A 16487-nucleotide genomic window follows, 5' to 3' on the forward strand; every position below is an offset into this window, starting at 1 on the left:
CATCCTTTATTTACTCTACCTCAAAAACTTGCTCATTAATCAAATCAAACGATTGATGATGCGTATTCAATAAGGGCTTTAATTTAGCTTCTGACCAAAAGGCTTTAGAATTCGTTGCACCGTTTTCTTCACCAATAACAAGAAACTTTTTATTACGATATTGTGTTCGAATAGCTTGTAGCACTTCCCAGTCATCTTCTGAAGTATCTGGTGCCCAGCTCATCAAAATAACAGCAACACTATCACCGTAATTTGCTAACGCCGATAACGCACTCATCTTTTTTACTTTGGTTACCGGCTGACGCAGAGTAACTCCAGGTTGATGACGCCATGATTTATTATCCGTTGCAATGATTGTTTGCTTTGGTTGACAGGCACGTAAGCCCGCAGAAAGATACCCATGACCAGCCATTAATTCCAATACTGGATACCCAGCAGTGTAGTAAGATAAATCCTGAACAAATGGTGTCGAGACAAAGCCATACATACTAAAATATTCAATGAGTGCATCTCTCAAATGCCGCACTAAAAAATCAATGTTTCCTAATGCTTCGGCCATTTGTCCCCATAATGTATTACCTTTACTTGGCTGATTTGGGAATTTATTTAAAACATTGTTTTGCACGTCTGCAATCATTGCATCTGTTATTGCTAATTGTGGTAATTGGTCTGGCAAATATCCTGAATTAATCGCTTGGATTGCTTGCTGAACTTGATGAATGAGTGCCGAAACTGATTGAATTTCTTTAAATAATGATTGATACGACAACAGCTCACTAAGATAATCAATCTCAGCGAGCTGTCTGCCGGTACCAAAACGAATAAGTTCTTCTTGGTTCATATGGGATCCTTTTAAAATAAACTTTCTTGGTGATTACTACGTTCATCATCCTCAGCAGTATAAGATACTGGATTTAAGTATGAATTGACATATTGGAAGATATCAAAACGTTGTTGATCAGTTAACGGTTTCCCATTAAAATCAATTTCCTTACCTGACAAGAATAATAGTGATAAGTCAGTCTTTTCAGACATTGCGCGCCCAACTAAAAAGTCCATTGATACATTAAAAAAGTCAGCTAATTTGCGCACCTCAATGTAAGATGGTGAACGGTCTCCTCGCTCCCAGTTTCCAATTTGAGCAGCTGTATTGGGCTTCTGACCTGGCTCAAGATGTTTATTCATTTCTTCAGCAAGATTTTCCAATGTGATATTACGACCTTTGCGTAATTCACGTAAGCGATCTGGAAACATACGCGCAAGACTCCATTCATTAAATATCGTTGATGGGCTCTCACCCTAGTATGTCCATTTTACCGAACTTTCATCGTTTTTTCCACAATTATTTGTGGAAAAGCTGTTATTTTATCCACATTATACACAATTAGTTTTGAACTGTCATAATAACAACGTTCACAGTGACTTTAGCTAAGGGAGTTGCTTCTGCCATTGCCTGTGTTTCTGGTCGTGCGCCCCAATGTAATGGCGTCATATGCAATAAATCAACATATAGGTCTGCCGGAATTACCCAATCGTATGAAATTTCATGTTGCGTTGCTGTCGGATAATTCTCCATAAAACGTTGCACAACTTTATCATTTTGATAGGTATGTTTGGGAGAATCCAGTGGATACAACATCTCACGTAACTGGTGCAAATAACCAGATGCAGGCACAACCTTTACCAAAGTCCCACCAGGTTTTAGCACTCTTTTGAATTCTTCATAAGCGCTTGGTGAAAAGAATTCAACAATACTGTCAAAACTTTCATTTGTAAAAGGTAAGTTTGCTAGATCTGCAACCGCAAAAAAAGCCTCAGTATCTAATTGCGTTGCTAAATTTACCCCAGCCTTTGAAATATCAAAACCAATTGCCGTATCACTTTGATTACGCAAGTCTAACAGGCGTTGCAATGGCGTCCCTTCACCCGTCCCAACATCTAAAATATATTGTGCTGTCGTTGGTAACTCTGCATTTACCGCTTGTACAATACCATCAAAAAGTCCTGCTGTTAATACTTTTCGCCGTGATGCTAACATACTATCATCGTATTCTGTATTGACTGCTTTATTTAGAAAATTGATTGATCCCTTTTTATTTAAATCCAGTTGGTGTCCTTGTGGACATACTAAGCTATGCCCACTCACATGATCGTATGGCTCATTATCTACTAAACATCGAAACATCGATAAATTTTGCGTAATAAAGGCAATCCCTTTGTCTATTTTCTTCATTTTAAAATACAATCTTTCCTTTTGTTTTCAATTGATAGCATATCACATATCGAAACTGATAGTATATGGACAAAAAGAAAGAGGTTGCGACAAAAGAAGATGTCCCAACCTTTTTATGCTAAAAATGTATGAATTATAAGCTTGTAATTTTTATTCAAAGCCTTCAACTGTCGATGATGCTTGATACAAAGCGACAATGTCATCTACCGTCAAGTTTACGTAACCACCACCTTGATCCAAATGACCAATTCGAACGGCTTCTTGCGCCATTTCAACAAACTTTTCATCCGTATTAATGTCAACGCCACCAAGAGTCATTGGAATATCAAGTGACTTTATCCAATCATAAGTGGCTTGAATTGCCTTTTCAGCAACCTCATGGTCATTATCACCTGTTAAATGCCAGACTTCACGACCAAATCGCGCAAATTTTGCCTCAGTTTCAGCTGAAAGTGCCCGCTTCATCCACCGAGGCGTTAGAATTCCTAAACCAACCCCATGGGTAATATCATAATAAGCTGACAACTCGTGTTCAATTGGATGAACTGTCCAACCATTAGCATTTCCTGAACGAGCAATGCCGTTCAGTGCCATGGTGGCCCCCCACATCAGGTTAGCCCGTGCATCATAATTATCCGGTTCCTTAAGAGCAATCGGTGCCCACTTGATAACTGACCGCATCATCCCTTCAATAATTCCTGCAGTCACATCATTTGCTGTTGAGCGATCAAAATATTGCTCGGTCAAATGTGAGAAAATATCAAACGAACCAGCTGCAGTTTGCCATTTCGACACTGAATAAGTTAATTGTGGGTCTAAGAATGAAACGGCAGGTGTCTTGGGTCCATAAGTACCCAACTTAACGTTTAATTCTGGATTTGAAATCACTGATCCAGCATTCATTTCTGATCCCGTCGCTGATAAAGTTAAGATATCTACAACGGGAAGTTGATCAATATTCGCACGAGATTGCGATCCACGATCCGCAACTAGGTCCCATGCATCACCATCATAAAACTTAGCTGATGCAATTACCTTTGATGCATCAAGAACTGAACCTCCACCAACTGATAGCACAACATCAATATCATGAGTCTTCGCTAACTTTTGTCCTTCACGAATCGAGTCAATTTTAGGATTAGGTGCAATACCTGATAATTCAACAACATGTAATCCCGCTAAAGCCTTCATCACACGATCATAAAGACCTGACTTTTTAATTGAACCACCACCATAAGTTAGTAAGACATTTTGACCAAATTGCGCAACGGCATCATGTAATTCTTCATCAATATGATGCTTACCAAAACGAATATCTGTACTGTTTTGAAAACGAAAATCTTCCATTTGAACCTCCTGTCAATTACCGACGGTTGTTACTATTTATTTATCTTATTAACGACTACACTCTTATATTAACAAAAAAGTCTCGTAGACAACAACCGAATGTCGTCTACGAGACCCTTAATCAACTAAAGAACTTGCTGAGATAACCTCAGTGCGCTCTTTGTCTTCTTATTTTGCTAAATGCATGGCATTTTCAATATCAGCAATTGATGTTGGTGTATCATCCTCATTAACGATTGGTTCAGCAACAACTTTATCTTCAATTTCTTGATATTGCTTCATTCCAGTACCAGCTGGAATCAACTTACCAATAATAACATTTTCTTTCAAACCAACAAGTGGATCGTTCTTACCGCGAATAGCAGCGTCAGTCAAGACACGTGTCGTCTCTTGGAATGATGCAGCAGACAAGAATGAGTTGGTCTCCAATGATGCTTTGGTAATACCAAGCAAAACAGGACGACCAGTTGCAGGTAATCCACCCTTTAGCAAAGTCTCTTCGTTAGCATCACGGAATTGTGCGATGTCCATCAAAGTACCTGGCAAAAGATCTGTTTCACCTGGATCCATGACACGAACCTTACGTAGCATTTGACGTGCCATAACCTCAATGTGCTTATCAGAAATCTCAACACCTTGCATACGGTAAACCTTTTGAACTTCATGCACAATATAATTTTCCGTTGCAAGTGTATCACGAACTTGAATAATTTCCTTAGGATCAGCTGAACCTTCATTCAACGTCTCACCACGGTGAATACGATCGCCCTCACCGACACGCATACGTGCAGTCATTGGCAATGTGTAAGTACGTGTATCTGTCTCACCTTGAATAGTTACTTCCTTGGTACGATCAGCAGGGTTTTCTTCGATTGAAGTCACTTCACCAGTTACTTCAGTAATCATCGCACGACCCTTAGGATTACGTGCTTCAAAGATTTCTTGCACACGAGGAAGTCCTTGTGTGATATCGTTTCCAGCAACACCACCAGTGTGGAAAGTACGCATCGTCAATTGTGTACCTGGCTCACCGATTGATTGTGCGGCAACAGTACCAACAGCTTCACCAACTTCAACAACATCACCAGTAGCCATGTTACGACCATAGCAACGCACACAAACTCCGTGTTCAGTGTTGCAAGTAAATGCTGAACGAATAGTTACAGTCGTGATACCAGCTTCGATAATGCGCTTAGCAATATCTTCAGTAATCATCTCGTTATGGCTAACCAATGTCTCACCAGTCTCTGGATCAAAGACAGACTTTTGTGCATAACGACCTAGAATACGCTCATATAGTGGTTCGATGACTTCGTTACCATTCATAATTGCTGTAACATCTAAGCCACGATCACTATGACAATCTAATTCACGAATAATAACATCTTGCGCAACATCAACCAAACGACGTGTCATATATCCTGAATCGGCAGTCTTCAAGGCCGTATCAGTCATTCCTTTACGAGCACCGTGAGTAGAGAAGAACATCTCCAAAACAGATAGTCCCTCACGGAAGTTAGCGATAATAGGTAGCTCCATGATGCGACCATTAGGTGCAGCCATCAATCCACGCATACCAGCTAGTTGCGTAAAGTTAGAAATATTTCCACGGGCTCCAGAATCTGACATCATGAAGATGTTGTTATCTGGTTCGAAGTGCTCAATCAGCTTTTCAGTGATATCATCCTTAGCCTTGTTCCAAATAGCAATAACACGCTCATATCGTTCTGAATCAGTAATCAATCCACGACGGAATTGCTTTGTTACCGTTGCAACCTGCTTGTGGGCATCTGCAATAATTTCTGGCTTTTCCTTCAAATCGGTAACGTCAGAAACTCCAACAGTCAAACCAGACTTCGTTGACTCATCGTAACCCAAGTCCTTCATGCGGTCCAACAACAATGATGTTTCGGTAACTTTATAAATCTTGTAGACTTCAGCAATGATATCTGACAAGTAGCCCTTCTTAAATGGTGGCAAGATTGGTGTCTCAGCATAATGTGCTTTGATATCCTCACCTGGCTCCAAGAAGAAACGATTATCAATTTCATGCAAGTTAGCTTCTGTAGGCTCATTCAAGAATGGGAAGTCTTCTGGCAAGATATCATTAAAGAATAACTTTCCAACAGAAGTCAACATAATACGTGAACGTTGTTCAGCAGTAAATGGCTTGGCAGCTGGTAATGAACTTGTCTGAATACCAATACGTGTATGCAAGTGCACATACTTGTTTTGGTAAGCAGTACGAACTTCATTAACATCCTTAAAAATCATGCCTTCACCCTCACGACCAGCTTCTTCAGTCGTTAAGTAGTAGTTACCGATAACCATGTCTTGTGATGGCGCAACGATAGGCTTTCCATCCTTAGGTGCCAAGATGTGTCCGGCAGCTAACATAAGCAAACGCGCTTCGGCTTGTGCTTCATCTGATAGAGGCACGTGGATGGCCATTTGGTCACCGTCGAAATCGGCGTTGTAAGCTTCAGTTACCAATGGGTGCAAACGCATCGCCTTACCAGAAACTAGCACTGGTTCGAATGCTTGGATACCCAAACGGTGCAACGTTGGTGCACGATTCAAAAGCACTGGATGCTCTTTGATAACGTCTTCCAAAACGTCCATAACGTCATCATCACGACGATCGATTTTACGCTTTGCGGCACGAATATTACCAGCCAAGTCACGCTTGACCAATTCCTTCATGATGAATGGGCGGAATAGTTCCATAGCCATTTGGCGAGGTAGTCCCATTTGATTCATTTTCAAGAAAGGACCAACATCGATAACTGAACGACCAGAGTAATCAACACGCTTACCAAGCAAGTTTTGACGGAAACGTCCTTGCTTACCCTTAAGCATGTGTGATAATGACTTCAATGGACGGTTACCTGGACCAGTAACTGGACGACCACGACGACCATTATCGACCAAGGCATCCGCTGCTTCTTGCAACATACGCTTTTCGTTTTGCACGATGATACCAGGGGCATTTAACTCTAACAAACGCTTCAAACGGTTATTACGGTTAATTACACGACGGTACAAATCGTTCAAATCTGAAGTGGCAAAACGACCACCTTCAAGTTGAACCATTGGACGCAAGTCAGGTGGAATAATTGGAATAACATCCATGACCATCCACTCTGGCTTATTACCAGACTTTACAAACGCCTCAATGATGTCCAAACGACGAACAGCACGAACACGCTTTTGTCCAGTTGCCTCACGTAATTCAGCCTTTAATTCAGTAACTTCTTCTTCCAAGTCAACATTAGCTAACAAGGTTTGAACAGCTTCTGCACCCATACCGGCTTCAAAAGCATTACCGTATTCAGCCTTTAATTCACGATACTCACGTTCTGATAGTAATTGCTTTTCGGTTAATGGTGTATCACCACCCTTAGTAACTACGTATGAAGCAAAGTAGATAACTTCTTCAAGTGAACGTGGTGACATATCCAAAACTAATCCCATACGTGATGGGATACCCTTGAAGTACCAAATATGTGATACTGGCGCGGCCAACTCAATATGACCCATGCGCTCACGACGAACCTTAGCTGACGTTACTTCAACACCACAGCGGTCACAGACGATTCCCTTATAACGGATTCGCTTATATTTACCACAGGCACATTCGTAATCTTTTGTAGGTCCAAAGATACGCTCATCAAAAAGACCATCTTTTTCGGGTTTAAGTGTTCGGTAGTTGATTGTCTCAGGCTTTTTTACTTCACCATAAGACCAGCTGCGAATCTTATCTGGACTTGCCAGACCGATTTGCATGCTTTCAAACTTATTGACATCGATCAATGGTTCGACCCCTTTCATAGGTTCTTTATACAATTCCGACCCGAGGCTCTGCTAAATTTGTGCTTAGTATTATCGTCATTAAGGACCTTAACACTAAGCACAAACCTAGCAACAGCTAGGTCGGCTAACACTTTATTTAATTAATGAATTAATTAGCACTATCATTGGTGTTTGCAACACTATCTGAATTTGCTGTGTTGCCAGCACCTTCAGCATTAAATTCTTGTGCTAATTTGTCAGTTTTCTTATCTGCTGAAGCGATATTAAGGACTGAATCATCTTCATCCATATCACGCAATTCAATTTCACGTTCATCAGCATCTAAGACCTTCATGTCCAATCCAAGTGCTTGCAATTCCTTCACTAACACACGGAATGACTCAGGCACACCTGGCTTAGGAATTTGTTCACCCTTAACAATGGCTTCATAAGTCTTAACACGTCCGACAACGTCATCAGACTTGTATGTCAAGATTTCTTGCAACGTATGTGCAGCACCATAAGCTTCAAGGGCCCAAACTTCCATTTCACCGAAACGTTGACCACCAAATTGCGCTTTACCACCAAGTGGTTGTTGCGTAACCAATGAGTAAGGTCCGATTGAACGGGCGTGAATCTTATCGTCAACCATGTGAGCTAGTTTCATATAATGCATGATACCAACAGACACACGCTTATCAAATGCTTCACCAGTACGACCATCATAAAGAATTGACTTTCCATCGGCTGGCAAACCAGCTTCTTGAATGGCATCCCAAATATCCGTGTCACGAGCCCCATCAAAGACAGGTGATGCAACGTGAATACCTAATTCACGGGCAGCCATACCTAAGTGCAACTCAAGTACTTGACCAATATTCATACGTGAAGGCACACCCATTGGTGACAACATGATGTCAATTGGCGTACCATCTGGCATGAATGGCATATCTTCAGAAGGTACGATAACTGAAACCGTTCCCTTGTTACCGTGACGTCCGGCCATCTTATCACCAACTTGAATCTTACGACGTTGGGCGATGTAGACACGAACCATCATGTTAACACCTGGTGACAATTCATCCCCGTTTTCACGAGTGAAGATACGAACATCTTGGACAACTCCACCACCTCCGTGAGGAACCTTCAATGAAGTATCACGTACTTCACGAGCCTTCTCACCAAAGATAGCATGTAGCAAACGTTCCTCAGCTGATAATTCAGTCACACCCTTAGGCGTTACCTTACCAACCAAAATATCACCGTCTTCAACTTCAGCACCGATGCGAATAATTCCACGCTCATCCAAGTTCTTTAACTGATCTTCACCAGTGTTTGGAATTTCACGTGTAAACTCTTCAGGGCCAAGCTTTGTATCACGTGCTTCTGATTCGTATTCCTCAATGTGGATTGATGTATAAACATCATCACGAATCAAACGCTCATTAATAATGATAGCGTCCTCGAAGTTATATCCTTGCCAAGTCATGAAGGCAATCAATGGGTTTTGACCCAATGCCAGTTCACCTTGTTCCATTGATGGACCATCGGCCAATACTTCATCAGCATCAACCTTGTCACCAACCTTAACAATTGGACGTTGGTTATAGTTCTTACCAGCATTTGAACGACGGAACTTCATCAAAGCGTACTTGTCCAATGAACCATCTTCACGACGAACGCGGATTTCGCGACCGTCAACGTACTCAACAACACCAGGATATTGTGAAATAATCGCAACACCAGCGTCGTGAGCAGCCTTATATTCAATACCAGTACCAATCAATGGTGCATGTGGATCAATCAAAGGAACCGCTTGACGTTGCATGTTGGCACCCATCAAGGCACGGTTTGAGTCGTCATTTTCCAAGAAAGGAATGGCAGCCGTAGCGACCGCTACGATTTGCTTAGGAGAAACGTCCATGTAATCGACTTGATCAATTGGCACTTCAACGTTTTCATCACTCTTACGAGCCAAAACAGTATCAGTAGCAAATGAACCATCTTCATTTAGGACAGAATTTCCTTGGGCAACCACGAAGTTATCTTCTTCATCGGCTGTTAAGTAGTCAATTCGGTCAGTAACCTTGTGCGTTGTCCAATCGACACGACGATATGGTGTCTCAATGAAACCATACTTATTAACACGTCCATACGTAGCTAATGAGTTGATCAATCCAATGTTAGGACCTTCGGGAGTTTCAATTGGGTCCATACGACCATAGTGTGTATAGTGAACGTCTCGAACTTCATATCCGGCACGGTCACGAGTCAAACCACCAGGTCCCAAGGCTGACAAACGACGCTTATTCGTTAATTCACCCAATGGATTTGTTTGGTCCATGAATTGTGACAATTGTGATGAACCGAAGAACTCTTTAACAGCAGCAACAACTGGACGAATATTGATCAATTGTTGTGGTGTAACAGTGTCTGGGTCTTGAATTGACATACGCTCACGAACCACACGTTCCATACGGCTCAAACCAATACGGAATGTGTTTTGTAGCAATTCACCAACACGACGAATACGACGATTACCCAAGTGGTCAATATCATCAGTCGTACCAACACCTAATGGCAAATTCAAGAAGTAGTTCATACCAGCGATGATATCGGCTGGCTTAACTGTACGAATAGCTGGATCAAATTGACCGTTACCAATGATTGGTAATGTCTTTTCTGGATCCTCTGGATTCTCAACCAAAATTGTTTGCAAAACCATTGGCTCAGTAACAACTGCATCGTCAGAAGGTGTGAACGTTGTCCGCTTGAAATCTTCACGATCCAAGTAAGGTGACAATGCTGACATAACCTTCTTATCAATCAATGTACCCTTTTCGGCAATAATTTCACCAGTATCTGGATCAGCCAAAGTTTCACCCAAAGTCAAGCCCATCAAGCGTGACTTCAATGACAACTTCTTATTGATCTTGTAACGACCAACTGGTGCTAAATCATAACGCTTTGGGTCAAAGAAACGTGCAGTCAACAAGGCACGTGCTGAATCAGCTGTCTTAGGCTCTCCCGGACGTAAACGTTCGTAGATGTCTTTCAAGGCCTCTTCAACTCGTGAATCTTCGATGTCTTTGTGCACATCTTTGTCCAAAGTTAATGAGATAGAATCATATTGATCACCTAACATTTGTAGGATTTCTGAGTCTGAACCGTAACCCAATGCACGTACCAACTCAGTGATTGGCAACTTACGTGTACGATCAATACGAACATAGCTAAGTCCCTTAGCATCTGTCTCAAATTCCAACCAAGCACCACGACTTGGGATGAATGTTGTACCGTAGTTTGGGCGTCCATTCTTGTCTAATTCTTCATTGTAGTACACACCAGGAGAACGTACTAATTGTGAAACAATAACACGCTCAGCACCATTAATAATAAAGGTTCCTGATGGTGTCATTAGTGGGAAATCACCAAAGAAAACATCTTGTGACTTAATTTCGCCAGTTTCTTGATTTGTTAAGCGCAACGTAACGTGCAATGGTGCTGAATAATTAGCATCATGGTTACGTGCTTCTTCTACTGTGTACTTTGGCTCCATGAGCTTATAGTCCACAAATTCTAGAGACAACTTACCTTGGAAGTCCTCGATTGGCAAAATGTCCATAAACATTTCACGTAATCCTTCATCCAAGAACCAGTTGTATGAGTCCGTTTGAATTTCGATCAAGTTAGGCAAATCAAGGACTTCCTTGATTCGTGCATAACTACGACGAACACGGTGTTTACCATACTTTACAAGCGTTCCTACCAAGTTTTCCACCTCGCTTTGAATTGGCCAACTGTGCACCCAGTTATATTACAGTTTGTTTACATTTTCTGTTTTTTACCGGTTTTTAAGTGCAAAAAAGACAACAGCATCCCCATACCTGAAAACGCTCTTGTCGTTATTATGCAGGCTTTCAGGGACAATATTTCCTGTCAGCCGTTGTCTTATACACAATTAAACTAATGATAAGTATACAAGAAAAAGTAAGCTTTATCAAGAAAAACAATTCTTGTCAACGCTTACTTTTTAATTTTTTTATTCAGTTACTGTTTCGGCATTACTTTTTGGTTGCTTAACCGTGATATTGATTTCACCACCCTTAGCACCAATCGTGACTTGATCATTAACAGTTACTTTTCCAGTTAACAATTCCTCAGATAATGCATCTTCAATCTTCGACTGCAATGCCCGTCTAATTGGACGTGCACCATATTCTGGATCGAAACCAGCTTTAGCAATCACATCAATTGCTGCTGATGTAATTTTTACCTTAAATCCTTGCTCACCGATTCGCTGCAAAACTGACTTTGACATCAACTTAACGATTTGGTGAAGCTCTTCCTTATTTAACGAGTGGAAGACAACGACTTCATCCAGACGATTAATAAATTCTGGACGGAAAGTTTCTTTTACCGTTTGCATAATTGTGTCACGCATCGCATTGTAATCAGACATCTTATCAACAGCACCAAACCCAACTGATTTTTCATCACGAAGGCGGGTTGCGCCAAGATTTGATGTCATGATAATAATCGTATTTCTAAAGTCAACTTTACGTCCCTTAGAATCTGTCAAAAAGCCATCATCAAAAACCTGTAACATTAAATTATAAATATCTGGATGTGCTTTCTCAGCTTCATCAAGCAAAACCACGGAATATGGTTGACGACGAACTTTTTCAGTTAACTGACCGCCTTCTTCATAACCAACGTATCCAGGTGCTGATCCAACCAATCGGCTGGCTGAATAAGCTTCACGATATTCTGACATATCGACACGAATCATGTTATCTTCTGAACCAAACATTGCTTCAGCTAAAGCTTTCGCCAATTCAGTTTTACCAGTTCCGGTTGGTCCTAAGAACAAGAATGTTCCAATTGGGCGTTTTGGATCTTTCAACCCTGAACGTGCCCGACGAATTGAACGTGCAATTGCCGAAACAGCTTCATTCTGACCGACAACTCGATTATGTAACACCTTCTCTAAGTTCATTAGGCGATCTTTTTCTGATTTTTCCATCTGTGTCACAGGAACCCCTGTTTGCTCAGAAACCACCTCGGCAATGTCATGCAATGATAAGACAAGGTCGTACTGACTTTCACTATCGCCATCATTCTTGGCTTGTGCATCTAGTTGCTTGTCAATACGGCGTTTTTGACTCATTTCTTTTTTACGTAATTCAGCAGCTAATTCAAAGTCTAAACGCTCAATCGCAGCATCTTTTTCCTGACGCAATGCGGCCAATTTTTCCTGTTGCTTTGCTAGTGGTGTTTCATGGCCCGTGCGATCAATCCGGACTTTAGCTGCTGCTTCATCCATAATATCGATGGCCTTGTCTGGCAAGAAACGATCTGTGACATATCGGACTGAAAGCTTAACTGCTTCAACAATTGTCTCATCCGGAATCGCCACTTGGTGATGTTGCTCATAGCGATCTTTCAAACCTTTTAGAATAGCAATGGCATCCGCTTGCGTTGGTTCATTAACCGTAACCTGTGCAAAACGACGCTCAAGCGCAGCATCCGCTTCAATGTACTTTTGGTATTCATCTAGGGTCGTTGCTCCGATAGTTTGCAATTCACCACGTGCTAAAGCTGGTTTTAAAATATTTGAGGCATCAATCGCACCTTCTGCACCACCGGCGCCAATTAAAGTGTGTAGCTCATCAATAAACAAGATAACTTGACCATCGTGTTGAATTTCATCAATCACTTTTTTTAGACGATCCTCAAATTCGCCACGATACTTCGTTCCAGCAACTAATGATCCCATGTCTAACATCATCAAACGTTTTTGAGTCATGTCTGACGGTACATCGCCGGCAATAATCTTTTGTGCCAAGCCTTCAGCAATCGCTGTCTTTCCAACTCCTGGTTCACCAATTAAGACCGGATTGTTTTTCGTACGACGTGACAAAATTTGGATAACACGCTTGACTTCAGTTTCACGTCCCACAACGGGATCCATTTTTTTATCACGTGCTAATTGTGTTAAATCACGTGCTAGTGCATCTAAAGTTGGCGTACCTTCAGATGCTTGTCCTTGAGCACCACGTTTACGTCGCAGATCACGGCGCTTTGGTGCCTCACTAACTCCTAATTTACGCAAAATTGCGCGGCGCATTTCTTGGGGATTCACTCCTAAATTAATCAGAATACGTGATGAGAAGATAGTTTCATCTGATAGTAAGGCTAACAAGAAATGTTCAGTACCCGTTCGCTCTTGATGTAATTTCGTTGCACTTTCATTTGCCAAACGCAAAATTTCAGCTGCTTTTGGTGAATAAGGCAAATAAGATTCTTTTTCTGCACGAGAAAGCGTACCATAGCCAGTAAATTGTTCAATTTGACTTTTAATATCGTCATCGACCACATTAAATTGTTGCATCACTTTGCTAGCAATACCTTCTTTTTCAATCGCTAATGCAAGTAGTAGGTGCTCAGTACCCACAGCTTGATGTTTAAAGTATTTTGCTTGCTCCTGTGCAACGACTAGCACGTTCTTTGCACTCGGTGTATATTGATTATCCATATTAATCACGCTCACTTTCAAACCGTAAACGGTTCAATAATTGCTGTAATAATCTAGCCCGAATACGACCTTGAATAGTTGTATCGCCAACTGCTAACGCTTCTTTCGATAACATTGTTAATAGAAGCTCGCCTTCACGCCGTGTCAAAATCTGTTCTCGGTACAGGCTAGATATTACTGCTGTTGCTGTTCTAAAGCTAACAATTTCAGGGAGACTCTGCCTCATTTCTTCAATGAGATCAGGCTCTGTTCGTAGTGCCATTTTTACAATACGAATATAGCCACCACCACCACGCTTTGATTCTACCAAATAACCATTCTCTGCACCAAATCGTGTTTTGATTACATAGTTGATTTGTGATGGGACAACATTGAAGCGGCGGGCAATTTCAGCCCGACGAATTTCAATTTCATTCGCCTGCTGTAAAATTTGTTTCAAGTATGCCTCAATATTATCGGACATATTTGAATCAGCCATGTCCTTCACCCCCTTGACCAATATTGACATAATTATAAGGCGCATTGCAAGACAATGCCACTAAACAATCACATCTTTTTAAAAAAACATCAATTGACACAAAAACCACCAAGATTTCTCTTGATGGTTTTTAATTGATGCACCTAGAAGGATTCGAACCTTCAACCTTCTGATTCGTAGTCAGACACTCTATCCAGTTGCGCTATAGGTGCATGTTCATTTAAAGCTTCCCATTTGGAAGAAAGCGAACAACGGGATTCGAACCCGCGACCTCTACCATGGCAAGGTAGCGTTCTACCAGCTGAACTATATTCGCATGGGATGCCGACTACTGGATTCGAACCAGCGACCTCTTCATTACTAGTGAAGCGCTCTGCCAGCTGAGCTAAGTCGGCTTCTGTATCGATAATCGATATACGGATGACAGGAATCGAACCTGCACGCCCTAGGGGCACTGGAACCTAAATCCAGCGCGTCTGCCAGTTCCGCCACATCCGCAACAGACGTCAAACGAGTTTAACACTCGAGACAACTTTTATAGTATACCTAATCAATCAATAAGTGTCAATACTTATTTAGATTTTTATACCTGATGATAATTGCGTTATGGCTAACAGCAACTTACCACTCGATATATATTACTAGGTTTTACTGCTTTCTGCAACTGTTTTTTTGTTTTCCAATAAAGAAATTTATTTAGATATTGGTTGTCCACTAAATAAAAAACTATCAACTCACCTTTGATTGGCAAATTGATAGTTTTAAATATTTCTCAAAAAATCGCAAATTTATTTTAACAACAATCAGCGATTAGATTATAAAGAATCTTCTGGTACGATCTTATCAGCACCAAAGTATGGACGCAAAACTTCTGGAATCGTCACTGTACCATCTTGGTTTTGGTAATTTTCCAAAATTGCAGCAACAGTACGACCAACTGCCAAACCTGAACCATTCAAAGTGTGCACGAATTGTAACTTACCATTTTCATCACGATATTGAATTCGAGCACGACGAGCTTGGAAGGCTTCAGTATTTGATACCGAAGAAATCTCACGGTAAATATTTTGTTGTGGCATCCAAACTTCCACATCATAAGTTTTGGCTGCTGAGAATCCCATATCACCTGTTGATAGCGTGATGACATGATAAGGTAAGTTTAGCTTTTTAAGCAAACTTTCAGCATTAACCGTCATATCCTCTAATGCTTGGTATGAATCTTCTGGCTTAGTAAACTTAACCATCTCAACTTTGTTAAATTGGTGCATACGAATCAATCCACGCGTATCACGTCCTGCTGAACCAGCTTCTTGACGGAATGCGGGTGATAGTGCCGTAACACTATATGGCAATTTGTCAGCATCAATCACTTCTTCACGGAAATAATTTGTTAATGGCACTTCAGCCGTTGGAATCAATGTCATCTCATCATTTGTGCCAACCCGATAAGCATCATCCATGAATTTTGGATACTGACCAGTTCCGTACATCGCCTCGTCTTTAACAAGATAAGGTGTGATCATTTCCTTGTAGCCTTCTTTTTGATGTTCATCAAGCATGAAATTATAAACGGCTCGTTCTAAACGAGCACCTTGACCAACGTAATAAACAAAGCGAGCACCGGATACTTTGGCACCACGTTCAAAATCTAAAATACCTAATTCTTCACCAATTTCAAAATGGGCTTTAGGCGTAAAGTCAAAGGTAGGAATTTCGCCCCATTGGCGCTCTTCACGATTTGAATCCTCATCTGGTCCAACTGGGATGGTCTTGTTAGGTAAGTTTGGAAAGTGCAATGCACGGTCTTGAATTTGCTTATCTAATGCCGTTACTTGCTCGTCTAGCTCCTTAATTGTCGCTGAAACCTTTTGCATTTCAGCAATAACATCACTAGCATCCTCTTTTTGGCGCTTCTTAAGACCAATTTGGTCTGACACTGTATTGCGACGTGCCTTAAGATCTTCAGTTTGAACCAATAATTCACGACGCTTGGCATCATCTGCTACCAAGGCATCAACTTCTTCAGGTGCAACACCACGTGTCGCTAATCGCTCTTTTACTTGTTCCGTCTCATGACGAATTAATTTCATATCTAACAT

9 protein-coding genes and 4 tRNA genes are annotated in these 16487 nt (G+C 41.2%); all 13 read right to left on the reverse strand.

What is annotated here, in order from left to right; all coding sequences use genetic code 11:
* Positions 1 to 10: 10 nt before the first annotated feature.
* The 13 genes from ACQ4QH_RS08685 to serS all read right to left on the reverse strand — a co-directional run bounded on the left by ACQ4QH_RS08685 (position 11) and on the right by serS (position 16487).
* Positions 11 to 841, reverse strand: coding sequence for an SAM-dependent methyltransferase (locus ACQ4QH_RS08685; RefSeq protein WP_439818544.1), 831 nt, complete (start codon positions 839 to 841; stop codon positions 11 to 13).
* 11 nt (positions 842 to 852) lie between these two features.
* Entirely contained in the window at positions 853 to 1254 is a 402-nt protein-coding gene (locus ACQ4QH_RS08690; protein WP_002828018.1) for a helix-turn-helix domain-containing protein, read from the reverse strand.
* 130 nt (positions 1255 to 1384) lie between these two features.
* Entirely contained in the window at positions 1385 to 2233 is an 849-nt protein-coding gene (locus tag ACQ4QH_RS08695; RefSeq protein WP_439818545.1) for a methyltransferase domain-containing protein, read from the reverse strand.
* A gap of 150 nt (positions 2234 to 2383) precedes the next feature.
* Positions 2384 to 3580, reverse strand: a complete 1197-nt coding sequence (locus ACQ4QH_RS08700; RefSeq protein ID WP_439818546.1) for an iron-containing alcohol dehydrogenase — start codon at positions 3578 to 3580, stop codon at positions 2384 to 2386.
* Between the two features lie 168 nt (positions 3581 to 3748).
* A complete protein-coding gene (rpoC, locus tag ACQ4QH_RS08705; protein WP_439819520.1) occupies positions 3749 to 7393 on the reverse strand; it encodes a DNA-directed RNA polymerase subunit beta' in 3645 nt (1214 codons plus the stop codon).
* Between the two features lie 148 nt (positions 7394 to 7541).
* Entirely contained in the window at positions 7542 to 11144 is a 3603-nt protein-coding gene (gene rpoB, locus ACQ4QH_RS08710) for a DNA-directed RNA polymerase subunit beta (RefSeq protein ID WP_040760550.1), read from the reverse strand.
* 270 nt (positions 11145 to 11414) lie between these two features.
* Positions 11415 to 13910: an ATP-dependent Clp protease ATP-binding subunit gene (locus ACQ4QH_RS08715; RefSeq protein WP_439818547.1), complete on the reverse strand. Its 2496-nt coding sequence runs from the start codon at positions 13908 to 13910 to the stop codon at positions 11415 to 11417.
* A gap of 1 nt (position 13911) precedes the next feature.
* Positions 13912 to 14388 (reverse strand): CtsR family transcriptional regulator, encoded by a 477-nt coding sequence (locus ACQ4QH_RS08720; RefSeq protein ID WP_439818548.1) that lies wholly within the window; start codon positions 14386 to 14388, stop codon positions 13912 to 13914.
* Between the two features lie 138 nt (positions 14389 to 14526).
* A tRNA-Arg gene (locus ACQ4QH_RS08725) sits at positions 14527 to 14600 on the reverse strand.
* A 31-nt stretch (positions 14601 to 14631) separates the two neighbouring features.
* Positions 14632 to 14704, reverse strand: a tRNA-Gly gene (locus ACQ4QH_RS08730).
* Between the two features lie 6 nt (positions 14705 to 14710).
* Positions 14711 to 14783 (reverse strand) — tRNA-Thr (locus ACQ4QH_RS08735).
* A 20-nt stretch (positions 14784 to 14803) separates the two neighbouring features.
* Positions 14804 to 14886: transfer RNA gene (locus ACQ4QH_RS08740), tRNA-Leu, on the reverse strand.
* A 317-nt stretch (positions 14887 to 15203) separates the two neighbouring features.
* A complete protein-coding gene (serS, locus tag ACQ4QH_RS08745) occupies positions 15204 to 16487 on the reverse strand; it encodes a serine--tRNA ligase (protein WP_439818549.1) in 1284 nt (427 codons plus the stop codon).

Origin of the sequence: Weissella paramesenteroides, assembly GCF_051903945.1 — a bacterium.
Lineage (GTDB): Bacteria > Bacillota > Bacilli > Lactobacillales > Lactobacillaceae > Weissella > Weissella paramesenteroides_A.